This is a genomic window from Streptomyces sp. NBC_01260 (assembly GCF_036226405.1).
Classification (GTDB): Bacteria; Actinomycetota; Actinomycetes; order Streptomycetales; family Streptomycetaceae; genus Streptomyces; species Streptomyces laculatispora.
In genome coordinates, this window is record NZ_CP108464.1 from 5,295,199 (window position 1) to 5,317,399 (window position 22,201).

Annotated in this window: 22 protein-coding genes and 1 tRNA gene; 10 read left to right on the plus strand and 13 right to left on the minus strand. The window is 70.0% G+C overall.

Translation table 11 applies throughout. From position 1 onward, the window contains the following. Positions 1-14: 14 nt before the first annotated feature. Positions 15-86: transfer RNA gene (locus OG322_RS23480), tRNA-Cys, on the minus strand. 181 nt (positions 87-267) lie between these two features. On the opposite strand from OG322_RS23480, the gene OG322_RS23485 reads away from it, so the two are divergent. The 4 genes from OG322_RS23485 (at position 268) to OG322_RS23500 (ending at position 4,330) form a co-directional block, all read left to right on the plus strand. Continuing rightward, positions 268-1,746: an MFS transporter gene (locus OG322_RS23485; protein WP_124284133.1), complete on the plus strand. Its 1,479-nt coding sequence runs from the start codon at positions 268-270 to the stop codon at positions 1,744-1,746. A 64-nt stretch (positions 1,747-1,810) separates the two neighbouring features. After that, a complete protein-coding gene (locus OG322_RS23490) occupies positions 1,811-2,011 on the plus strand; it encodes a ribbon-helix-helix protein, CopG family (RefSeq protein ID WP_073738190.1) in 201 nt (66 codons plus the stop codon). Next, the gene (locus OG322_RS23495) at positions 2,008-2,397 is read left to right on the plus strand and encodes a type II toxin-antitoxin system death-on-curing family toxin (protein ID WP_329306877.1); all 390 of its coding nucleotides are present in this window, start codon (positions 2,008-2,010) and stop codon (positions 2,395-2,397) included. Before OG322_RS23490 ends, OG322_RS23495 begins: the two co-directional genes overlap by 4 nt. Before the next feature lie 151 nt (positions 2,398-2,548). After that, positions 2,549-4,330 (plus strand): DEAD/DEAH box helicase, encoded by a 1,782-nt coding sequence (locus OG322_RS23500; protein WP_123471387.1) that lies wholly within the window; start codon positions 2,549-2,551, stop codon positions 4,328-4,330. 81 nt (positions 4,331-4,411) lie between these two features. On the opposite strand, the gene OG322_RS23505 is transcribed toward OG322_RS23500, so the two are convergent. After that, positions 4,412-4,963, minus strand: coding sequence for a hypothetical protein (locus tag OG322_RS23505; RefSeq protein WP_123471386.1), 552 nt, complete (start codon positions 4,961-4,963; stop codon positions 4,412-4,414). A gap of 312 nt (positions 4,964-5,275) precedes the next feature. Here OG322_RS23505 and OG322_RS23510 point away from each other — a divergent pair, with 312 nt between their 5' ends. From OG322_RS23510 to OG322_RS23525, 4 genes are all read left to right on the plus strand, one after another. Next, positions 5,276-6,895 carry a WxL domain-containing protein gene (locus tag OG322_RS23510; protein WP_164494328.1) on the plus strand — a complete coding sequence of 540 codons (1,620 nt, stop codon included), beginning with the start codon at positions 5,276-5,278 and terminating at the stop codon, positions 6,893-6,895. 118 nt (positions 6,896-7,013) lie between these two features. After that, positions 7,014-9,032 carry a hypothetical protein gene (locus OG322_RS23515; protein ID WP_329306878.1) on the plus strand — a complete coding sequence of 673 codons (2,019 nt, stop codon included), beginning with the start codon at positions 7,014-7,016 and terminating at the stop codon, positions 9,030-9,032. A 337-nt stretch (positions 9,033-9,369) separates the two neighbouring features. Further along, complete coding sequence (locus tag OG322_RS23520) at positions 9,370-10,011, plus strand: IclR family transcriptional regulator (RefSeq protein WP_024489166.1); 642 nt, start codon at positions 9,370-9,372, stop codon at positions 10,009-10,011. Positions 10,012-10,130: 119 nt separating this feature from the next. Next, positions 10,131-10,919, plus strand: a complete 789-nt coding sequence (locus OG322_RS23525) for a S16 family serine protease (protein WP_123471383.1) — start codon at positions 10,131-10,133, stop codon at positions 10,917-10,919. A gap of 15 nt (positions 10,920-10,934) precedes the next feature. On the opposite strand, the gene OG322_RS23530 is transcribed toward OG322_RS23525, so the two are convergent. The 8 genes from OG322_RS23530 to OG322_RS23565 form a co-directional block, all read right to left on the minus strand. Then, positions 10,935-12,329: an MFS transporter gene (locus OG322_RS23530; RefSeq protein WP_329306879.1), complete on the minus strand. Its 1,395-nt coding sequence runs from the start codon at positions 12,327-12,329 to the stop codon at positions 10,935-10,937. 3 nt (positions 12,330-12,332) lie between these two features. Beyond that, on the minus strand, positions 12,333-12,551 hold the full coding sequence (locus OG322_RS23535) for a hypothetical protein (RefSeq protein ID WP_123471382.1): 219 nt from the start codon (positions 12,549-12,551) through the stop codon (positions 12,333-12,335). Between the two features lie 53 nt (positions 12,552-12,604). Continuing rightward, positions 12,605-13,219 carry a winged helix-turn-helix domain-containing protein gene (locus OG322_RS23540; RefSeq protein WP_123471381.1) on the minus strand — a complete coding sequence of 205 codons (615 nt, stop codon included), beginning with the start codon at positions 13,217-13,219 and terminating at the stop codon, positions 12,605-12,607. A gap of 96 nt (positions 13,220-13,315) precedes the next feature. Then, positions 13,316-14,314 (minus strand): glycine betaine ABC transporter substrate-binding protein, encoded by a 999-nt coding sequence (locus tag OG322_RS23545; protein ID WP_123471380.1) that lies wholly within the window; start codon positions 14,312-14,314, stop codon positions 13,316-13,318. After that, a complete protein-coding gene (locus OG322_RS23550; protein ID WP_123471379.1) occupies positions 14,314-15,207 on the minus strand; it encodes an ABC transporter permease in 894 nt (297 codons plus the stop codon). The genes OG322_RS23545 and OG322_RS23550 overlap by 1 nt, the downstream gene beginning before the upstream one ends. Next, complete coding sequence (locus OG322_RS23555; RefSeq protein ID WP_123471378.1) at positions 15,204-16,466, minus strand: betaine/proline/choline family ABC transporter ATP-binding protein; 1,263 nt, start codon at positions 16,464-16,466, stop codon at positions 15,204-15,206. Before OG322_RS23555 ends, OG322_RS23550 begins: the two co-directional genes overlap by 4 nt. Then, positions 16,459-17,106, minus strand: coding sequence for an ABC transporter permease (locus OG322_RS23560; protein WP_123471377.1), 648 nt, complete (start codon positions 17,104-17,106; stop codon positions 16,459-16,461). The genes OG322_RS23555 and OG322_RS23560 overlap by 8 nt, the downstream gene beginning before the upstream one ends. Positions 17,107-17,121: 15 nt before the next feature. Beyond that, a complete protein-coding gene (locus OG322_RS23565; protein ID WP_329306880.1) occupies positions 17,122-17,595 on the minus strand; it encodes an Lrp/AsnC family transcriptional regulator in 474 nt (157 codons plus the stop codon). A gap of 133 nt (positions 17,596-17,728) precedes the next feature. Between OG322_RS23565 and hppD the strand changes: the two genes are divergently transcribed. Beyond that, entirely contained in the window at positions 17,729-18,874 is a 1,146-nt protein-coding gene (hppD, locus tag OG322_RS23570) for a 4-hydroxyphenylpyruvate dioxygenase (RefSeq protein ID WP_123471375.1), read from the plus strand. A gap of 173 nt (positions 18,875-19,047) precedes the next feature. Here the strand turns inward: hppD and OG322_RS23575 are convergent, their stop codons facing one another. Further along, positions 19,048-19,941, minus strand: coding sequence for an NADP-dependent oxidoreductase (locus tag OG322_RS23575; protein ID WP_123471560.1), 894 nt, complete (start codon positions 19,939-19,941; stop codon positions 19,048-19,050). Between the two features lie 70 nt (positions 19,942-20,011). On the opposite strand from OG322_RS23575, the gene OG322_RS23580 reads away from it, so the two are divergent. Next, complete coding sequence (locus OG322_RS23580; protein WP_123471374.1) at positions 20,012-20,617, plus strand: TetR/AcrR family transcriptional regulator; 606 nt, start codon at positions 20,012-20,014, stop codon at positions 20,615-20,617. A 305-nt stretch (positions 20,618-20,922) separates the two neighbouring features. Here OG322_RS23580 and OG322_RS23585 read toward each other — a convergent pair whose 3' ends face one another. Both OG322_RS23585 and OG322_RS23590 read right to left on the minus strand, forming a co-directional pair. Then, positions 20,923-21,720 (minus strand): SDR family NAD(P)-dependent oxidoreductase, encoded by a 798-nt coding sequence (locus tag OG322_RS23585; protein ID WP_329306881.1) that lies wholly within the window; start codon positions 21,718-21,720, stop codon positions 20,923-20,925. A 52-nt stretch (positions 21,721-21,772) separates the two neighbouring features. Beyond that, entirely contained in the window at positions 21,773-22,078 is a 306-nt protein-coding gene (locus OG322_RS23590; protein ID WP_329306882.1) for a hypothetical protein, read from the minus strand. Positions 22,079-22,201: the final 123 nt, after the last annotated feature.

Genomic DNA, 22,201 nt, shown 5'->3' on the forward strand with positions numbered 1-22,201 from the left:
GTTTCCGTATACCGAGGCCGTGACCGGAATCGAACCGGTGTAACTCGAGTTGCAGTCGAGCCCCTGAGCCTCTCGGGCACACGGCCGTGCGTTGTTCTCGTCCCGACCGTATGCCCCGGGGGTCCCGGCGCCAAGAGCACCGGCCGCCCCGCAACGCGACTGCCATACGGCGTTCACGAACGACCGCCGGTCCTACGACCATGGGACCAGAACGGGAGTGACTCTGGACAGGGCCCATGGCGGGTTTCGCCCCTTACTCTAGGGTTCATGACCGCCCTGGAACCGCGTGACGCCGAGGTCTCGGCCCGCACCGAAGACACCGATGACCTGCATGAGACCGTCGTCGCCGCAGTACCGGAAGGGGTGCTCGGGCGGACCTATCGGGCGCTCAGCATCGGCATCGTCTCCGTCGTGTTCCTGATCGCCTTCGAGGCCACCGCGGTGGGGACCGCGATGCCGGTCGCCGCCCGCGAACTGCACGGCATCCCGCTGTACGCGTTCGCTTTCTCGGCGTACTTCACCACCAGCCTCTTCGCCATGGTGCTCTCCGGGCAGTGGGCCGACCGGCGCGGGCCGCTGGGGCCGCTCGCCGCCGGGATCAGCGCCTTCGGGGTGGGCCTGCTGCTGTCCGGGACCGCGGGCACCATGTGGATGTTCATCGCGGGGCGGGCCGTCCAGGGGCTCGGCGGCGGGCTGGTGATCGTCGCGCTGTACGTGGTGGTCAGCCGGGCCTACCCGGAGCGGCTGCGGCCGGCGATCATGGCCGGGTTCGCGGCCAGTTGGGTGATCCCGTCCGTCGTCGGGCCGCTGGCCTCCGGGAGCGTGACCGAGCACCTGGGCTGGCGCTGGGTCTTCGTCGGCATTCCGGTCCTGGTGGTCTTCCCGCTGGCGCTCGCGCTGCCCGCGATCCGGCGGATGGCGTCCGGACCCGCCGATCCGGCGGCGCCCGTCGAGCCGTTCGACCGCCGGCGCATCGCGCTCGCGCTGGGCATCTCGCTGGGTGCGGGACTGCTCCAGTACGCCGGGCAGGAGCGGAACTGGTTCTCGCTGCTGCCGGCCGCCGCGGGGATCGCCCTGCTCGTCCCCGCGGTCCGCGGTCTGCTGCCCCCGGGCACCGGCCGGGCGGCGCGCGGGCTGCCCTCGGTGGTGCTGCTGCGCGGGGTGGCGGCCGGGTCGTTCATCGCCGCCGAGTCGTTCGTGCCCCTGATGCTGGTCACCCAGCGCGGCCTGTCCCCGACGATGGCCGGGCTGTCGCTCGCGGCCGGTGGCGGTACCTGGGCGCTGGGTTCGTATCTGCAGTCCCGGCCGCGCCTGGAGCCGCACCGCGAGCGGTTGATGGTGGGCGGCATGGTGCTGGTCGCCGCGGCGATCGCGGCGGCGCCCGCCGTGCTGATCGACGGGGTGCCGGTCTGGACGGTCGCCGTGGCCTGGGCCGTCGGCTGCCTCGGCATGGGCACGGTGATCGCGTCGACCAGCGTGCTGCTGCTGAAGCTGTCCGCGCCGCAGGAGGCGGGGGCGAACTCCGCGGCCCTGCAGATCTCCGACGGACTCTCCAACGCCCTGCTGCTGGCCGCGGGCGGCGCGGCGTTCGGCGCGCTCGGCGGGGGAGCGGTGGGGGCCGTGCACGAGGCCGTCGATGCGGGTGCGTCCGGCTCGCACCCGGGGGCGTTCGCGGTGGTGTTCCTGCCGATGGCGGGGGTCGCGATGGTGGGGGCCTGGGTGGCCACGCGGGTGCGGGAGCGGTGACAGGTGCCTATCCGGCCCCACATGATGGTACTGATCTGGCCCCACATGGTGGTACCGTTCTGGTATGGCCATGAACCTGCGTCTTCGTGACGACCAGACCGAAGCCCTCAAGCAGCGTGCCGAGCAGGAGGGGACGAGTATGCACGCCATACTGCTCCAGGCCGTGGACGACTACCTGGCCAGGACCGCCCAGCAGGCCATCGTCCGCAAGACGGCGAAGGAGCAGGCGGCCAAGTGGGGCGAGCTCATGGAGCGGCTCAAGTGAGCTGTGTTTACCTGTCCTCCGAAGACATCCTCGTCATCGCCGAACACGCCTGCCCGGACATGCAGATCGTGGTCCGCGACGCCGGACTCCTCGAATCGGCGGCCCACCGGCCCTCCGCGGCCATGTTCGGCGAGGAGGCCTATCCGGACGTCGTGGACAAGGCGGCCGCGCTGCTCCAGTCCCTGGCGATCAACCATCCGCTCTTCGACGGCAACAAACGCACCGCCTGGCTGTCGTGCATGACCTTCCTCGCGATGAACGGGGTCGATCTCCGCCCGGACATCGACGCGGCGGAACGCCTGGTCATCGCGGTCGCCACGGGGGAGATGGACGAGGTCAAGGTCATCTCCCAGGGGCTGGGCGACCTGGTCGCCGACCACGTGTGAGAGCCGTCGCAATTCGCCCCGGGGCGGCGGAGTCCAGGGCGGACCGCACCCCGCCCCCCGGTAGGGTGGCCCGGTTGTCGTATCGCGTGCGTGCCCGTCCCGGCCCGTGCGGACAGCACCCCACGTACCCGAGAGACCCGAACCGGAGACCGTGACTACTACCGCCTCCCACCACCTCTCACCCGCCTTTCCCGGCCGCGCCCCCTGGGGCACGGCCGGCAAGCTGCGAGCCTGGCAGCAGGGCGCCATGGAGAGGTACATCCAGGAGCAGCCGCGCGACTTCCTCGCGGTCGCGACCCCCGGCGCCGGCAAGACCACCTTCGCGCTGACCCTCGCGTCATGGCTGCTGCACCACCACGTCGTGCAGCAGATCACCGTCGTGGCGCCGACCGAGCACCTCAAGAAGCAGTGGGCGGAGGCCGCCGCCCGGATAGGGATCAAGCTCGACCCCGAGTACAGCGCCGGCCCCGTGAGCAAGGAGTACCACGGGGTCGCGGTCACGTACGCGGGTGTCGGGGTCCGCCCGATGCTGCACCGCAACCGGTGCGAGCAGCGCAAGACCCTGGTGATCCTCGACGAGATCCACCACGCCGGTGACTCGAAGTCCTGGGGCGAGGCGTGCCAGGAGGCGTTCGACCCGGCGACCCGCCGGCTCTCGCTCACCGGTACGCCGTTCCGCTCCGACACCAACCCGATCCCCTTCGTCGTGTACGAGGAGGGCAACGACGGCATCCGGCGGTCCTCGGCCGACTACACCTACGGCTACGGCAACGCGCTCGCCGACGGCGTCGTCCGCCCGGTGATCTTCCTCAGCTACAGCGGGAACATGCGCTGGCGCACCAAGGCCGGTGACGAGATCGCCGCCCGGCTCGGCGAGCCGATGACCAAGGACGCCATCGGGCAGGCCTGGCGCACCGCGCTGTCGCCCACCGGCGACTGGATCCCCAATGTGCTCAGCGCCGCCGACAAGCGGCTGACCGAGGTCCGCAAGGGCATTCCGGACGCGGGCGGTCTGGTCATCGCCACCGACCAGGAGTCCGCGCGCGAGTACGCCAAGATCCTCAAGAAGGTCACCGGCGAGAAGGCGACCGTCGTCCTCTCCGACGAGAAGGCCGCGTCGAAGAAGATCGATCAGTTCACCGACGACGCATCACGCTGGATGGTCGCCGTCCGCATGGTGTCGGAGGGTGTGGACGTGCCGCGCCTCGCGGTCGGTGTGTACGCCACCACCATCTCGACGCCGCTCTTCTTCGCCCAGGCCGTCGGCCGCTTCGTGCGCTCCCGCAGGCGCGGCGAGACCGCCTCGGTCTTCGTGCCGACGATCCCGATGCTCCTCGACTTCGCCAACGAGATGGAGGTCGAACGCGACCACGTCCTCGACAAGCCCAAGAAGGGCAGCGACGAGGAGAACCCGTTCGCCGAGGAGGACAAGCTCCTGGCCGACGCGGAGAAGCTGGAGGACGAGGAGACCGAGGAGCAACTGCCCTTCGAGGCCCTCGAATCCGACGCGGTCTTCGACCGGGTGCTGTACGACGGTGCCGAATTCGGCATGCAGGCGCACCCGGGCAGCGAGGAGGAGCAGGACTACCTCGGTATCCCGGGGCTGCTCGAACCCGACCAGGTGCAACTGCTGCTCCAGAAGCGGCAGACCCGGCAGATCGCGCACAGCCGCCAGAAGCCGGCCTCCGAGGCCGATCTGCTGGAGAAGCCGGCCGGCGACCGGCCGGTGGTCACGCACAAGCAGCTGCTGGGGCTGCGCAAGCAGCTGAACACCATGGTGTCGGCCTACACGCACCAGAGCGGCAAACCGCACGGGGTCATCCACACCGAGCTGCGGCGGGTGTGCGGCGGGCCGCCGAGCGCGGAGGCCACCGCCGGTCAGATCGAGCAGCGGATCAAGAAGGTCCAGGAGTGGGCCACCCGTATGACGTGAGCCCGCCGGAGCACGTGGGCACCGGCCCGGGGCAGTGGACAGCCGTCCTCGCCCCGGGCCGGTGTCATGAGCGGGCCGCCGCTACCAGACGAACGGTGCGGACTGGTTGGTCGTCGCGACACACGGTACGGTGGCCGACGTCGGGGACGAGGCCACGATCTGCAGCGACCAGTTGGTGGTGCTCGGGGGAGCGGGCAGCACCACGGAATTGGTGCTGTCCCCGGCCGCGAGGGTGCCGGAGGTGAGCTTCAGCGGGCCGAGGGTGATCGGGTTTCCGCCGCTCAGACCGGGGTTGGTCTTCGCGGAGAACTGGACCTGACTGGTGACGCCGCCCGAGGTCTTGGTGAGCTTGAGCGTCGTCGTGATGCTGTTCGGGTCGGCGCTCGTGCCGGCCGGCATGGTGATCGCCGTGGAGGTGATCTTGATGGTCTTGCTCGTGCCCGAGTCGGCGGCGGTCAGGGTGGCGAGACCGCTGCCCCAGGAGCCGCAGTTGTAGCTCGCCGTAGCGGTGAGCGGGGCGACGGCCGAGGCCGTCGGGGACGACAGCGCGAGCATCGCGCCGACGGAACACGCCGCGCCCAGTACCAGCGGCAGGCGTCTTCGGCTCGGGGTGTGGCCTGAAGAGATTGACATGACGGGTGGAACTCCTTCCGGTTTGATTTCCGCAGACTCGCTGTACCAGCCGTAATCGCTGTGTGCTCGCCGTACTTGCTCGATTTGCCGTACATGCGGATCTGCGTGCCGGGCCCGGCATGTCGGGTGCAGTGAAACGGTGATCTTCGAAGATGTCAACAGATGTGCAGGAAACGCGTGCTGAAATGCTTTTCGGGCATTTCCGAAAGGATCAATTCGCTCTCTCTTGACTTCTCTGCACCTGACCTCCTCAATGTGCGCAATCAATGGGCCATGAAAGGGTGTCAGGTGATCCGACGACGAAGACCCGGGGTGACCGGTCTGCTCGCTGCCTGCTTCGTACTGTCGCTGGGCTGTGTCGGGGCCGCCGCGCCGCTTCCCCCGCACCTCGCCACGTCGGCCGCGGCCGGCACGGTCGCCCCGACCGTCCACTGCACCCTGCCCGCGGGGCAGGGTGAGGCGACCGGGCCGCAGGAGATGACCGTCGAGCTGTCGCCCGCGGTCGTCGCCCCGGGCGGCAAGGTGCATGCCAAGGTGACGCTCGGGGCGTCGCCCGCCACCAGTGCCATCGCGCTGGAGGACGTGCCGACCATCCCCAGCCTCGACCTCGCGATGTCCGGCGGGGCCACCGGCACCGTCACTGTGCGGGGCGCCGAGTTCACCATGGACGTCCCGGCCGGGGAGCCCATCGAGATCCCGGAGTACGAAGGCGACTTCCTGGTTCCGGTGGATGCCTCCGGTGAGATCTCGCTCGCTCCGGTCCGCACCCTGACCCAGACCAAGGTGCTCGGATCGGTCTTCGAGACACCGTGCGACGTCGTCGGCGACGTGGGCAGCGTCGGCACCGTCACGGCGGAGGGTTCCGCTTCCGAGCCCGCCACCCTGACCGCCCCCGCCGATCCGGTGCGTCCGAACACCGCGGTCAAGCTGCGCGGTTCGCAGTGGACGCCGGGCGCCTCCCCCGTACCGTCGCTCTGCTCGGTGGGCGGTGGCGGCTGCGATCCGCTGAAGTTCGTCTCGCACACCCTGAGGATCGATTCCTACGGCACGCTCACCGGCACCGCGACCCTCGGCGAGGCCGGGGCGGTGCCCGACGGCAGATACGAGGTGAAGGTCAACGACGGCACGAAGGAGGCCACCGCACCCCTCACCGTCAAGGCCGTCGCGGCCGGCAACCGGGAGATCTCGCTGTCCTCGGACAGCGGGCCGGTCGGCAGCGTGGTCACCGTCAGCGGCCGCAACTACAACCCGGACCGCTGGATCAACGTCATCGGCCTCGATGCGGCGGGCACCGGGCTCGACGACAGCGCGGTCTACGTCAAGAGCGGTCCGGACGGCACCTTCGCCGTCGAGTTCACCGTCATCTCGGATGCCGTCGTCGCCGTCCAGGCCGACGAGGGCAACGACCCGGCGACCGTCCGCACGGCGCCGTTCACCGTCACCACCGAGGGCGGCGGTGGCGGCGGTGAGAGCGAGCAGCGGCTGACCACCGAGGTCAGGGCCGGGACGCTGTCCATGACCCAGGCCGGTGACACCGTCGACTTCGGCACCACGGTCCTGGGTACGGACACCGGGGTGCAGAAGGCCCGGCTCAACCGGGTGGAGGTGGAGGACGCCCGCGGCGTCAACAGCGGATGGTCGCTGACCGCCACCCTCACCGGCTTCAGGAGCGCCGACGGGCACACCATCCCGGCCGACGCCGTGCGATGGACACCGGCCTGCACCGCGCAGTCCGGGAGTGTGGGGGCGCCGGTGGCCGGATCGCCCGCCGCGCTCGGGAGCGAGGCGGCGAGCCTCTGCCGGATGAATCCGGACGGATCACGTCCGTTCACCGGCGGCCGGTTCGACGCCGATGCCGGTCTCTCGCTCACCGTTCCCGAATTCACCCGGCCCGGAGATTACAGCGCCACCCTCACCCTGACCCTGCTGTAACGGGGTCGCTGGGAAAACCCTTCCGGACGCCCGTCTGCTCCATACGGCAATGGAGCGGACGGGCGTTTCCCATTCCGCATTCGGATCAGTCACATTCCGCTTCCTTTGGAGGAGTCGTATGTTCGCGCATCGCAGACCCATCGGTACGAGAAGGCAGGGTGGCTCGGCATTACGCCGCGCCGTCGCCCTCGGCGCCACGACCCTGCTCGTCTGGACCGGCGGATCCGCCGCCCTGGCACCCCTCGCACACGCCGGCACGGTCACCCCGACCGTCCACTGCACCCTGCCCGCCGGTCAGGGCGAGGCGACCGGGCCGCAGGAGATGAACGTCGTCCTCACCCCCGACGTCGTCGACCCGGGCGGCAAGGTCCATGCGAAGGTGACGCTCGGCCCGTCCCCCGCCACCAGCGGGCTCAGCCTCAGCGACGTGCCCACCACCCCGAGCATCGACCTCGCGATGTCCGGCGGCGCCACCGGCACGGTGACCGTCACCGGACCCCAGGTCTCCCTCGACGTCCCGTCCGGGAAGCCGATCGAGATCCCGCCGTACGAAGGGGACTTCATCATTCCCGCCAATGCGAGCGGACCGATCTCCTTCACCCCGCTGCGCAATCTGACCCGCACGAAGGTGCTCGGCTCCAACTACGAGACACCGTGCGTCGTGACGAGCGGCGGCGGGTCCATCGGCACCGTGACCGCGGAGGGCAGCGCCGGACAGCCGGCCACGCTGATCGCCCCCACCACCCCGGTGCGGCCGTCCACTCCGGTCACCCTGGCGGGCAGCCGGTGGACCCCGTCCGCCACCCCCGTACCCTCGCTCTGCGCGGCGGACGGCGGCGGCTGCGACCCCGCCAAGTTCGCCGGCTCATCCCTCGCGATCAACGGCTCCGGGCAGCTGACCGGCAGCGCCGTGCTCGCGGGGGCGGGCGCCGTGCCGGACGGCTCCTACCTCGTCAAGGTCGGTGACGGTACGAAGGAGGCGACCGCGCCCCTGACCGTCCGGGCCTTCGTCCCCGACGGGTCCCGCGCGATCGCGCTGTCCCGCGGCAGCGGGCCGGTCGGCAGCGTCATCGCCGTCACCGGGAGCAACTACTTCCAGGACCGGTGGATCAACACGGTCGGCCTCGACGCGAGCGGGGCGACCCTCGATGACACCGCCGTCTATGTGAAGAGCGGGCCCGACGGGAAGTTCAGTGTCGACTTCACCGTCTCGGACCCGGCGATCGCCGCGATCCAGGTCGACGAGGGCAATGACCCGGCGACCGTGCTGACCACGCCGTTCACCGTGACCGAGGCCACCGCGACGCTCTCGGCGGGCACGGCCAAGGTCAAACCGGGCGGGGCCATCGGCGTCTCCGGTGGCGGCTGGCCGTCCGGCGTCACCCCGGCCGCCGCGCTGTGCGCCGCCGACGGCAGCGGCTGCGACGCGGCCCGCATCAGCGGCTCCACACTCCGGATCGCCGCCGACGGCACCCTCGCGGGTACGGTCACCGTCGCCGGAGCCACCCCGCGCGCCGTGCACGCGCTCCGCGTCACCGCGGGCGGCTCACAGGCCCTCACCCAGCTGACGGTCTCCCCGACCTTCGTCGTCCTCACCCCGGCGACCGGGCCCAAGGGCACCGCGGTCACCGTCCTCGGACAGGGCTTCGCGAAGGTGGCGACCGTGTCGATCGTCGGACTGCGGGCGAACGGCTCGCAGACCTCCGACCCGGTGCGGACCAAGGTGGTCGGCCTTGACGGGGCGTTCTCGCAGACCTTCACCGTCAACGCGGCCGACACCGTCGCGATCCGGGTCCGCGAGGTCCTCGTCAACCCGCGCACCGAGACGGCCGCCTTCACCGTCCAGGACGGCACGGCCCCGGCCGGAGCGTCGTTCGCGCTCTCGCCGCCCGAAGGACCGGTCGGCACAGTGGTCCAGGTGACCGGACGCGGCTTCGCGCCCGTCGCCACGGTCTCCGTGACCGGACGCACCGCGGACGGGAAACAGACCGCCGACTCCTACGTCACCCGGATCATCGGACTCGACGGCACCTTCGCCCTCAACTTCACCGTCCGGGACCCGGCCACGAAGTCGATCCGGGCCTGCGAAGTACTGGTGAACGGTAAAACTGTCCAGCAATTGTTCACCGTGAGTTAACGCCGGTTCACCTCCGGTGTACGGAGCGTTGCGAGGGCGTCGGCCGACATGGACGCGCGTAGATGTGCGGAATTCGGCCGATGCCCCGCTGACCGGCACTTATGCTCTTCCGACACAAGCGCTTTTCCGCAGGCGCCCGGATTCTGGACGAGGTCTTCCGCTGAGCGGACTGGCTCGCTACTGTCCCAAAAATGTGAACGCCCCGTGGCAACGCCGCCGCGGAGCGCAGCCGGTGCCTTGGCCAGGCCGGCGGCCTCTCCGTGCGTCGCCGCTGGGACCGGTGGCGCACAATCCGTGGGAACCAGCCGCCGCCGCTCACCAAAGAGGAGAGGGCGTCGTGACCGCGGAGACCTCGCAGACGCTCGACCGAGGACTGCGTGTCCTCAAACTGCTTGCCGACACCGACCACGGACTGACGGTCACCGAGTTGTCCAACAAACTCGGCGTCAACCGCACAGTGGTCTACCGTCTGCTCGCAACCCTGGAGCAACACACCCTGATACGTCGTGACTTGGGCGGACGGGCCAGAGTCGGCCTGGGCGTGCTGCGCCTGGGCCGTCAGGTGCATCCGCTCGTGCGGGAGGCCGCGCTGCCCGCGCTGCGCTCCCTGGCCGAGGACATAGGGGCCACGGCCCACCTCACTCTGGTCGACGGCACGGACGCGCTGGCGGTGGCGGTCGTCGAACCGACCTGGACGGATTACCACGTGGCGTACCGGGCCGGGTTCCGCCACCCGCTCGACCGCGGTGCCGCGGGCCGGGCGATCCTCGCCGCGCGGCAGAAGCCGGTGGGGGAGACCGCGTTCACCCTCACCCACGGCGAGCTCGAAGCCGGGGCGAGCGGCGCGGCGGCCGCACTGATGGGGGTGACGGGGGTCGAGGGCAGCGTGGGCGTGGTGATGCTCGCGGACGCGGTCCCGGAGCGGGTCGGCCCCCGGGTCGTGGACGCGGCCCGCGAGGTCGCGGACGCGCTTCGCTAGCGCGGGCGGCGGGGTACGGGCGCCCCGGCGCACCGGTTCCGCCCTCAGTCGCCGGGCGGGCTGAGGATGCCCTCAAACGCCGGGCGGGCTTGAGTTCGCCGGGCGGTTAGATTGGGCGGGTGCTCACACGTCTCTCGCGCCCCCGCACCCTCGCCCTCTGCGCCCTCCCCGTGCTCGCCCTCTTCGGCGTGGCCGCCTTCGCGCCGCTGCCGTTCACGCTGGCGCAGCCCGGTACGACGGCGAACGTGCTCGGGGACGACCACGGCACCCCCGTGATCAGCATCACGGGCACCCCCACCCGGCCCACCAAGGGCCAGCTGCGGATGACGACGATCGTGGCGACCGGGCCCGCCGCCGATGTCGGGATCGGTGACGTGATCGACAGCTGGTTCCGTACGGACCGGGCGGTCCTGCCCCGTGAGTCCGTCTACCCGACCGGCGGCTCCGAGAAGGAGATCGAGAAGCACAACCTCGACGACATGGTGAAGTCGCAGGACTCGGCGGTGGACGCCGCCCTGAACTATCTCGGCAAGAAGCCCGGCTCGGTCGATGTCACCCTGCACCTCGCGGACGTGGGCGGCCCCAGCGCGGGTCTGTTCTTCGCGCTCGGCGTCGTCGACAAGCTCGACGGTGACGGCTCCGGGGGCGATCTCACCGGCGGCCGCACCATTGCCGGCACCGGCACCATCCAGGCGGACGGCGCGGTCGGCGCGGTCGGCGGTGTCTCACTGAAGACGCAGGCGGCCCGCCGGGACGGGGCGAGCGTCTTCCTCGTACCGAAGGCCGAGTGCAAGGAGGCGCACGCCGAGCTCCCCGACGGGCTCCGGCTGATCCCGGTCACGACCCTGAAGGGCGCGGTCTCCTCGCTGCGGGCGCTGGAGCACGGGGGCAAGGTCCCGAGCTGCTGACCGGCCCCCGCCCGGCTAGCCGCTGACCGGCGCCCCCGCCCGGCCGGTGGCCCCACCGGACCCCTCATCCGACCCTTCGTCCGACTCCGACTCCGACCCCGGCCCCGGTCCCGACTCCGACCCCGGCCCCGCACCCGGCTCGTCGGCGGGCTCACCCGGCTCCTCGGCCGGTTCGCTGTCCATCGTCCGCCAGGCCGGGAAGACCAGCGGGCTCAGCGTCGCGAGCAGGTACACCCCGCCCATCGCCAGCAGCGCTCCCGAGGCGCCCGCGCTCTCCACCAGCAGCCCGGCCGCCAGCCCGCCCACCGGCATGGCCAGCTCGCACCCGGCGGTGATGGCTCCGGAGACCCGGCTGCGCAGTGCGTCGGGCACGCTCCCGTAGATCACCGTCGTCAGGATCGGGTTCAGGACGCCGCCCGCGATCCCGCTCAGCACCATCGTCACGGCCAGCGGCAGCGTCGTGCCGGTCAGCGCCGCGACCAGGAACCTCGGCGCCCCGCACAGGATCACGCAGACGCTGAACACGGCCCGCCGCGAGCAGCGGTGGCCCACGGCCCCGTACAGCAGCGCCCCGGTCAGGCCGCCCGCTCCGAACAGCGCGGTGAGCAGCCCGAGGTCGCGCGCGCCGCCCAGCTCGGCCGACGCGTGCACCGGCAGCAGCACGGCGTTCCAGCCCTGGTCGGTGCCGTTCATGAACAGGACCATCACGACGACGCCAAGCAGCAGCCGGTTGCCGAGCAAGTAGGCGTATCCCTCGCGCAGTTCACGCTTGTAGGTGGGCAGGGAGACGGGTGCCGCGGCCTTGAGGGGCTCGGCGGCGCGCACGCCCCGTACCCCTGCCGCGATGAGCGCCGCCGAGGTGAGGAAGGTCGCCGCGTCCAGCAGCAGCACGGTCTCCGCGCCGACCAGCGCGATCAGTACCCCGGCCAGCGCCGCCCCGACCATCCTGGCCCCGCGCGAGACCGCGTCGAAGAGGCTGGCGGCGCGGGGGAGTGTGGTGCCGGCGTGTTCGGCGAGGTCGGGGACCAGGACGTAGCGCGCGGTGTTGCCGGGCGTGTGGAACAGCCCGTTGACGGCCATCAGGACGCAGAGCATCCAGAAGGCGAGTGCGTCGGCGTAGTGGAGCAACGGGACCGCGGCGACGGCCAGTCCGCACACCGTGTCGGAGGCGACGGAGACCCGGCGCCGGCCGATCCGGTCGATGACGGGTCCGCCGATCAGCGCGGAGACGACGATCGGAAGGGTCGCGCAGAAGGCGACGACCCCGGCCCGGCCGGCGCTGCCGGTGGTCTCCAGGACGAACCACGGAACGCCGATCAGGGTGAGTGAAGTACCTGCTGTGGATATGGAGTTGGCCGCCAGTACGGCGACGAGCGGTACTCGGTCCGGTGTGTTCTTCCCCCCGCCCACGGACTAGGCCGTTCGAGGGGCGCGGGACGGTGCGGCGGACCGGTCCGGTATCAGGCGCAGGCCCATTTCGACCATGGTCCAGCCCAGCCGGGTCCGCATGTCCGTGCGCGGGGTGCGTGGGCCGGAGTCGCTGCGGGGGTGGACGAGGCGGAAGTCATCGGCGTGGCGGCGCAGTTCGACGGAGCGGAGGTCGTGCAGCTGAAGGTGCGTCTCGGGATGCATGGCGTGGTGTTCCCCTCAGTCGGTCAGTCAGTTCGGTTCAGTCAGGCGGTCGGTCAGTCGGTGGGGCGCGGGAAGACGTGCAGATGGGTGCGGACCAGGGCGGAGCCCTCGGTGCCCTCCGGGACCCGGTCCCGGTAGCTCTCGATGAGGTCGTGGACCTTCTCCGCCATTTCCAGGGAGAGTTCGGGCGTGAGGCGCACCTTGAAGTCGCTGAGGTCGGAGGAGCGCAGCCACGCCTCGGGCCAGTCGTGAAGGGTGCCGAGCCAGGTGTTCAGCTCCTGGGTGTGCAGGCCGGCGATCTCGTGCATCACGACGCCCATGGCGCCGCGGATCTCCGGGTCCGGGTCGCGGAGGAAGTCCGCGGTGCTGTTGAAGGCGGTGCCCATGTGGACCGCCTTCCACCACCGCTCGCGGCCCTTGCCGCGCTCCGGGTCGTCCACCACGAAGCCGTACGAGGCGAGCTGTCGCAGGTGGTAGCTGGTGGCGCCGCTCGATTCGCCGAGCCGGTCCGCGAGACTCGACGCGGTGGCCGGACCGAACTCCCGGAGGGTGTTCAGCAGCCGCAGCCGCAGGGGGTGGGCCAGCCCGCGCAGGGTGCGGGCGTTCACCATGTGGATGTTCGGGGTGCCTGCCGGGGTGTCGTCCGGCCCGGCCTCGTTCTCTGCCATGCCTCAATCGTAGAGTTACAAAGGAATCTTTGCAACAGGTTCTTTGCATCACTTTCTTTGGAACTCGGAACGGCGCCCGTAGGCCCCGCCGATCCCTCACCCCTCCTTGATGAACCCCTCCGCGACCAGCCAGTCCTTCGCCACCTGGTGAGGGTCGTCCCCGTCGACATCCACCCTGGCGTTCAGCGTCTGGGCGACCTCCGTGGTCAGCCGTGCGCTGAGCGGGTCCAACAGTGAAGCGATCACCGGGTACTTGTCGAACGTCGGGGTGTGAATGACGGGCGCCGCGTTGTAGTTGGGGAAGAAGTGCTTGTTGTCCTCCAGTACGTCGAGGTCCATCGCCTTGATCCGGCCGTCGGTGGTGAACACCTCACCCAACAGGCAGGAGTTGGACTTCGACACCTGGGTGTAGACGATCCCGGCGTCCATCTTCTTGATGTTGGCGCCAGGGATCGACATCCCGTACGCCTTCTCCATGCCCGGCAGCCCGTCGTTGCGGGCGGCGAACTCGTTCTCCACACAGATCGTCACCGCCGAGGGGTTCTTCTTCGACAGCGCGGCGACGTCGGAGAGCGTCTTCAGGTGGTACTTCGCGTTGTTCTTCTTGCTGATGGCGAGCGCGTAGGTGTTGTTGAGGGTGGACTGCGGCAGCCACGTCACCCCGTTCTTCCGGTCCGCGTCGCGCACCGCCTCCCACTGCTTCAACGGGTTGACGATCGGCTTCGAATGGCCCAGATACGTGATCCAGGCGGTGCCCGTGTACTCGTACATCGCATCGGCGTTGCCCTGGCGGATCGCCTCGCGCGCACTGATCGACCCGGGCAGGTTCGTCCGGTCGAGCACCTCGGCCCCGGCGGCCTTGAAGATCAGGCCGATCATCTGGCCCAGGATGATGTTCTCGCTGAAGTTCTTCGAGGTGACGGTCAGCGAGGCGCCGTGCAGCGGCTCGCCCTTCCCCACGGACCCCGGCTTCACGTCGTCGACCATCGGCGACCCGCTCTTCAGGCCGCACCCGGAGAGCGCCAGGGCCAGCGCCACCGCGCCCACCAGCCCGGTCCGCACCCCGCGCCTCGTACCCTTGCCCACCGGGCCCATCACCCCACCTCCAGTCCACGCGGCGTCAGCGCGACCTCGACCAGCGAGGCCAGCCAGTCCACCAGCAGCGCCAGCACCACCGTCAGTACGGAGCCGAGCACCAGCACCGGCATCCGCTGGGTCTGGATGCCCGAGGTGATCAGGTCCCCGAGCCCGCCGCCGCCCCCGAACGTGGCCAGGGTCGCCGTGCCCACGTTGAGCACCAGCGCGGTCCGTACCCCGGCCAGGATCAGCGGCACCGCGAGGGGCAGCTCGACCTTGGTGAGCGTCCCCATCGCCGACATCCCGATGCCGCGCGAGGCCTCCACCAGGGTCGGCTCGATCGCCTTCAGGCCGGCGACCGTGTTGGAGAGCACCGGCAGCACGGCGTAGATCACCATGCCCGTGATCGCGGTCGACGGGCCGATGCCCAGCCAGATCACCAGCAGCGCCAGCAGACCGATCGCCGGGGTCGCCTGCCCGATGTTGGCGATCGCCGTGACCACCGGGGCAGCCCTGCGCAGCCCCCGCCGGGTCAGCGCGATACCCAGCGGAATGGCGATGATCAGCACCCAGAAGGTCGAGATGGCGGTCAGCCTGACGTGCTGCCACCAGCGCAGCTGAACCGTGTCGCCCGCGAGCGAGTTCTTCGCGATCGCGTCGAGCTCGACATTGCTGATCCATACGTAGGTGACGATCAGGACCACCGCGAGCGCCGCGGGTACCAGCACCAGCTTGCGCCAGGTGATCCGGCGGGCCGGCCGGGCCGGGGGAGGAGGCGGCTCCTCCTCCTCGTCACGGAAGGCATGGCCCTTGACGTCGTGCTCGCCCGGCGGGCGGTCCCGGTCGGACGCGGGGACCGGACCGGTGGGGCCGGGGCCGGACGGAGAGGGGGAACGAGAGCTGGGAGTCATACGCCCGCACCGCCCTCCTGCTCCTGCACGGTCTGATGGGTGCGCAGCTCCTGGAGCTCGTGCTGGTGCTCCATGGCGGTGAGCCGGTCGGCCTCCAGCAGCTCGTGCACGGAGTTCATCAGGGTGTGCATGTCGACGACCCCGATGAACTCGCCGCGCCGCCCGGTCACCGCGACCCGCCCGCCGCTGTCGGTCAGCACCGCCTCCAGCGCGTCGTGCAGCGTCGCGTCCCTGGTCACCGTGTCGTGCACCAGCTGCCCGGCCCGCGCCAGCGAACCGCGGGCCCGCATCAGGTCGCCGCGCCGCAGCCACTTGTAGGGGCGGTTCCTGCGGTCCAGCATCAGCAGCTCGTTGTGCGGGCCGCTGCGCAGCTTGTTGAAGATCTCCTGGAGCGGGTCGTCGACCGTCACCGTCGGGAACTCGGCGATCTCCACGTCCCGTACCCGGGTGAGGTTGAGCCGCTTCAGCGCCGCACCGGCCCCGACGAAGCCCGAGACGAAGTCGTCCGTCGGATTGGTGAGGATGGCCTCCGGGGTGTCGAACTGCGCGATGTGCGAGTGCTCGCGCAGCACGGCGATCCGGTCGCCGAGCTTGATCGCCTCGTCGAAGTCATGGGTGACGAAGACGATCGTCTTGTGCAGTTCGTGCTGGAGCCGGATCAGCTCGTCCTGGAGGTGGTCACGGGTGATCGGGTCGACCGCGCCGAACGGCTCGTCCATCAGCAGCACCGGCGGATCGGCGGCCAGCGCCCGCGCCACGCCCACCCGCTGCTGCTGACCGCCGGAGAGGGCGCGCGGATAGCGGCCGTGGAACTCGCGCGGGTCGAGCCCGACCAGATCGAGCATCTCCTCGACCCGGTCCTTCACCTTCGACTTCGACCAGCCGATCATCTTCGGTACCAGGGCGATGTTCTCCGCGACCGTCATGTGCGGGAAGAGCCCGGACGACTGGATCGCGTACCCGATCTTCCGGCGCAGCTTCACCGGGTCCATGTCGGTGACGTCCTCGTCGCCGATCCTGATCCGGCCGGAGGTCGGCTCGATCAGCCGGTTGATCATCTTCAGGGTGGTCGACTTCCCGCAGCCGGACGGGCCGACGAGGATCACGGTCTCGCCCGCCTTGATGTCCATCGAGACGTTGTCCACGGCCGGGCTCGGGTTGCCCGGGTAGAGCTTGGACAGGTTCTCCAGCTGGATGGTGGCACCGGAGGTGGCGTTGACGGCGGGCTCCTGCTCGGCTTCCGCCGCGGTCTCAGACACGGATCCCCCTCGGGATGGTGAGCCGTCCCAGCAGTACGTACGCGGCGTCGAAGAGCAGGGCGAGGATGACGATGCCGAGCGTGCCCGCGAGCACCTGATTGATCGCGTTGGCGCTGCCCAGCGAGGCGATACCGCGGAAGATCTCGTTGCCGAGCCCCGGCCCGGAGGCGTACGCGGCAATGGCGGCGATGCCCATCAGCATCTGGGTGGAGACCCTGATGCCGGTGAGGATCGGCGGCCAGGCGAGCGGCAGTTCCACCTTGCGGAGCCGGGTGATCCGCGACATCCCGATGCCCTTCGCCGCGTCCACGAGCGCCGGGTCGACCCCGCGCAGTCCGACGACGGAGTTACGGACGATGGGCAGCAGCCCGTACAGCGTCAGGGTGATCACGGTCGGCGCCACACCGAGTCCGACCAGCGGGATCAGCAGACCGATCGCGGCAAGGGACGGAATGGTCAGGATGGTCGCCGTAGAGGTGATCGCCAGCGAGCCGCCCCAGCCGCTGCGATAGCTGACGACGCCGATCAGGACGCCCAGCGCCGTCGCGATGACCATGCACTGGAAGACGGCGCTGGCGTGCTGGAACGTGTCGGTGAGCAGCTGCTGGTGCTGATTGCCCAGATACTCCCAGAAGCTCACACGGCACTCCTCGGCTCAGTCGGTGTCCCCCGCCGCCTGCTCGACGAGCGGGATGATGCGCAGGGGTACGGGGTTCTCCATGACGATGGCGGTGGAGGCCCGGACAATGCCATCAAATCCGACAACCAGGTCGATCACCCGCTGAAGATCCGCGTTGGAACGCGCCACGAGCCGGCAGAACATGTCGCCGTGCCCGGTGGTGGTGTGCAGTTCGAGCACCTCCGGCACGCCGCCCAAGTGCGCCCGTACGTCGACCCCTTGGCCCTGCTTGATCTCCAGCGTCGCGAAAGCGGTGACCGGGTAGCCGAGCGCCGCCGGGTCCACGTCGGGGCCGAATCCGCGGATGACGCCATTCGACTGAAGACGGTCCAGCCGCGCCTGCACCGTCCCGCGCGCCACGCCGAGCCGGCGCGAAGCCTCCAGTACGCCGATCCTGGGCTCACGCGCCAGCAGCACGATGAGCCGCCCGTCCAGATGATCGATCGCCACGGTCCGCCTCCGGGAGTCCCTGTCATGGTCAGCATGTACAGATAGCCCGCCCATCATGGCCAATCACTGCACAGACTGCCCAGCGATTTCGCGAACTGTTGCGCACCTTGCGAAGCGGCGAGACCCTTCGGACATGACTGAGACGATGCACAGCACCCCCGACAGTGCACGGCAGGCCGACTCCTTCCCGGTCAAGGGAATGGACGCCGTCGTCTTCGCCGTCGGCAATGCCAAGCAGGCCGCGCACTACTACTCGACCGCCTTCGGCATGAAGCTGGTCGCCTACTCCGGACCGGAGAACGGCAGCCGCGAGACGGCCAGTTACGTCCTGACCAACGGCTCCGCCCGCTTCGTCCTCACCTCCGTCATCAAGGCGGCCACGGACCACGGCCGCTTCCTCGCCGACCACGTCGCCGAGCACGGCGACGGCGTCGTCGACCTGGCCATCGAGGTCCCGGACGCGCGCGCCGCGTACGCTTACGCGGTCGAGCACGGCGCCCTCGGCCTCACCGAGCCGCACGAGGTGAAGGACGAGCACGGCACCGTCGTCCTGGCCGCCATCGCCACGTACGGCAAGACCCGCCACACCCTGGTCGAGCGCACCGGCTACGACGGCCCCTACCTCCCCGGCTACGCAGCGGCCGCGCCGATCGTCGAGACGCCCGCCAAGCGGACCTTCCAGGCCATCGACCACTGTGTCGGCAACGTCGAGCTCGGCCGGATGAACGAGTGGGTCGGCTTCTACAACAAGGTCATGGGCTTCACCAACATGAAGGAGTTCGTGGGCGACGACATCGCCACCGAGTACTCCGCGCTCATGTCCAAGGTCGTCGCCGACGGAACCCTCAAGGTCAAGTTCCCGATCAACGAGCCGGCCGTCGCCAAGAAGAAGTCCCAGATCGACGAGTACCTGGAGTTCTACGGCAGCGCGGGCGTCCAGCACATCGCGCTCGCCACGAACGACATCGTCGCCTCCGTGCGCGCGATGCGCGCGGCCGGCGTCCAGTTCCTGGACACCCCGGACTCGTACTACGACACGCTGGGCGAGTGGGCGGGCGAGACCCGGGTGCCGGTGGAGATCCTGCGCGAGCAGAAGATCCTGGTGGACCGCGACGAGGACGGCTACCTGCTCCAGATCTTCACCAAGCCGGTCCAGGACCGGCCGACGGTGTTCTTCGAGATGATCGAGCGACACGGCTCGATGGGCTTCGGCAAGGGCAACTTCAAGGCCCTGTTCGAGGCGATCGAGCGCGAGCAGGAGCGCCGCGGCAACCTCTGAGCGACGCGGGGGTGACGGGGACGGGGTGACCGCGACGGGCGGGCCGGATCTTTCCGGCCCGCCCGTCGCGGTTGTCCCGCGGCCCTCACTCGGTCAGGTGTCGGCGTACACGCGAATGCGCTCAGCCAGGCAATCCGTCATCTCAGGGTGAGCCCGAACCGCCCATCCGGCTTTCAGGCGACTATGACCCGGCGCCCGCGCGTGTGGCCTGCCTGGCTGTCGATGTGCGCCGCCGCGGCCTCGGCGAGCGTGTACGACTTCTCGACCGGAATGTGGAGCTTTCCCCGCGAGATGAGGTCGGCGGCCACGGCGAGCGCGTCCGGCACGCTCCCGGCCACGCCGGAGAACCGGACACCGAGCTCCGGCGCACCGAGATCGGCGATGGAGATCACCTTCTGCGGGTTCCCGGTCAGATCGACGAGCTCGCCGATCACTCCCGAGCCGGCCAGATCGAGGGCCGCGTCGACCTGGCCGAGCTGCCGCACCCGCTCGACCCAGCCCTCGCCATACGTCGTGGCGAGGGCGCCCAGGCTGCGTAGATAGTCCTGGTTCGCGGCCCCAGCCGTGCCGATCACCGTGATGCCGCGGTCTCGGGCGATCTGCAGCACCGCCGATCCGACTCCCCCGGACGCACCGCTGACCAGCAGCGTCTGCCCGGACCGCACACCGACCTGGCCGATGATGCGCAGCGCGGTCTCCACCACGGAGGGATACCCGGCGGCCTCTTCGAACGTCAGCCCCTCGGGCATACGGGCCCAGGCCGACAGCACGGCGAACTCGGCATAGGTGCTTGAGCCTTCGCCGAACACGTGGTCACCGACCTCGACCCCTTCGACGCCCGCGCCGACCTCGTCCACCACCCCGGAGGCGTCCAGCCCGACTCCGGCGGGCAACTCGATCGGATGCGCCCCCAGGACCTGACCTTCACGGACCCTCCAGTCGACGGGGTTCACGCCCGCCGCCCGCACAGCGATGCGTATCTGGCCGGGGCCCGCATGGGGCTCCTCGGCGTCAATGAGGTGCAGAACGCCCGGACCGCCGAACTCGGCGAAGCTCACTCTCTTCATGCGATGGACCATAACACTAACGGTTAGTCTTTTGGATCTGATACACGTTCGTATCTGATAGTGTCAAGGCGTGACCGTGCCACCCGGACGCCGTGAGCGCAAGAAGGCTGCGACCCGCCAGAAGATCGCCGACACGGCCCTCCGGCTCTTTTTGGAACGCGGGTACGAGGCGGTGGGAATCCGTGACGTAGCCGCTGAGGCCGACGTGGCCGTCACCACGCTCTTCTCCCACTTCGCCTCGAAAGAGTCCCTGGTGTTCGAGCAGGACGATGACTTCGAGCAACGCCTCACGCAGGCGGTCACCGGCCGGGCGCCGCACGAGCCGCTCATCCCCGCGCTGCGCCGCGAGATCCAGGCCCTGGTCCGACACTGCACGGCGGACAGCGCCGCCCCGATCTGGCGCATGATCGACGAATCTCCCGCCCTGCGGGAGTACGAGGAGTCGATGTGGCTGCGCCACGCGGAGTCGCTGGCAACGGCCATCGCCGCCGATCCCGGCCTGTCGCAGACCACAACGGCGAGCCGGGCGATCGCGAGGTTCGTGATCGACGCCTACTCACTGGCCCGAGAGGCGCCCAGTCCGGACGCCGCGTTGGACGAGATCTTCCGGATGATCGAGGCGGCCTGGGCTGTCACCTGCCCCTCCGGGAACTCCACCGGCACGGCCGGACCGTGATCAGGACTCGACCCCGCCCGGCGCTCACTCATCCGGGAAGCCGTCGCCAGGGCACGGCTTCATGTGTGCGTACGGGCAGTCGAAGTCCATTCCCCGGCCGTACTTGACCGGCTCCTGAACGACGTTCCACTCCGCAGCGGCACCCCGGACGCGGACGACGAAGTCGCCGTACTCCACACCGGCGTCCGGCGTCCGGCGACGGTCGTCCGCCGTCCGAAGTGCTCGTGAACCCGCGGGCCGACCTGACCCGGGCCGCGTCCCCGCCGGGCGGCCCGTCAGCTTCCCGGCCCTGCTCCGCGGAGGCGCTACGCGGGGAGCATGGCGCGGCGTCCGGGCGCGGCGGAGGACTGCGCGGTCATGCCTCCGTCCACCACGAGGAGCTGTCCGGTGAGGTAGCGGGACTCGTCGGAGGCGAGGAAGACCATGGTGTGGCCGATGTCCTCGGGGGAGCCGAGGTAGGGGAGGGCGTTGCCCCGCTTGAGGCTGTCGACCACTTCCTGGGGGAGGTTGTTCTCCAGGGCGGGGGTCATCACCGCGCCGGGGGCGATGGCGTTGCAGCGGATGTTCTGCGGCCCGTACTGGGTGGCGACGGACTTGGTGATGCTGACCACCGCGGCCTTGACGGCGCCGTAGGACGTTTGCAGGACATCGCCGACGAGTGCGGCCACGGAGGCGGTGTTGATGATCGAGCCGCCACCGGCGCGGATCATGTGGGGAATCGCGTGCCGGGAGCCGAGGAGGGTGCTGCGCACGTTGAGGGCGACGGCGCGGTCGAATTCGTCCATGTCCATCCGGAGCACGTCGAGGTCGGTGCGCGGGTTGGTGCCGCCGACGTGGTTGCACAGGACGTGCAGGGCCCCGTACTCGTTCACCGTGGCGCTGATCATTTCGGCGATGGAGTCCTCTTCGAGGACGTTCACGGTGAGGGGCAGTGCCTCGCCGCCCGCGGCGGTGATGAGGCCGGCCGTCTCGTTGGCGGCCTCGGTGTCGTAGTCGGCGACGACGACGCGGGCGCCCTCCTTGCTCATGAGTGCGGCGGCGGCGCGGCCGATGCCGCTTCCGGCTCCGGTGATGACGGCTACTTTCTCGTGCAGGCGGTTCATGTTCGTCTTCCTTTGAGTGTGCTTGCGGTGCGTACGGAGCGTCTCGGTGAGGTCAGTCCCCGACAGCTGCCGACGACTTGGTGGACGCGGACGCGGACGCGGACGCGGACTCGGGTGCGGTGTCTCCGGGGGCGACGGCGCGGATGCGCGGGATCGCGAGGGCGAGCAGGAGGCCGACGGCCGCGGCGAGTATCGCGACGACGTAGGTCATGCGGAATCCGTGCTCCGTCGGTATCCGGGAGGCGCCCGGACTCATGGTCATGTTCGCGAGGATCGCCGCCATGACCGCGCTGGCGGTGGAGGTGCCGACGGAGCGCATGAGCGCGTTGACCCCGTTGGCGGACGCGGTCTCGGTCACGGCGACGGTGTGCGCTATGCATCTCTAGTTCAAAGTACACATGATGTGCATTGTGCACAAATTGGTTCGAGTGGCCGGGGCGAGTGGCGGCGGGCATGCGCGATGATGAGGTGAGGCGTTGCT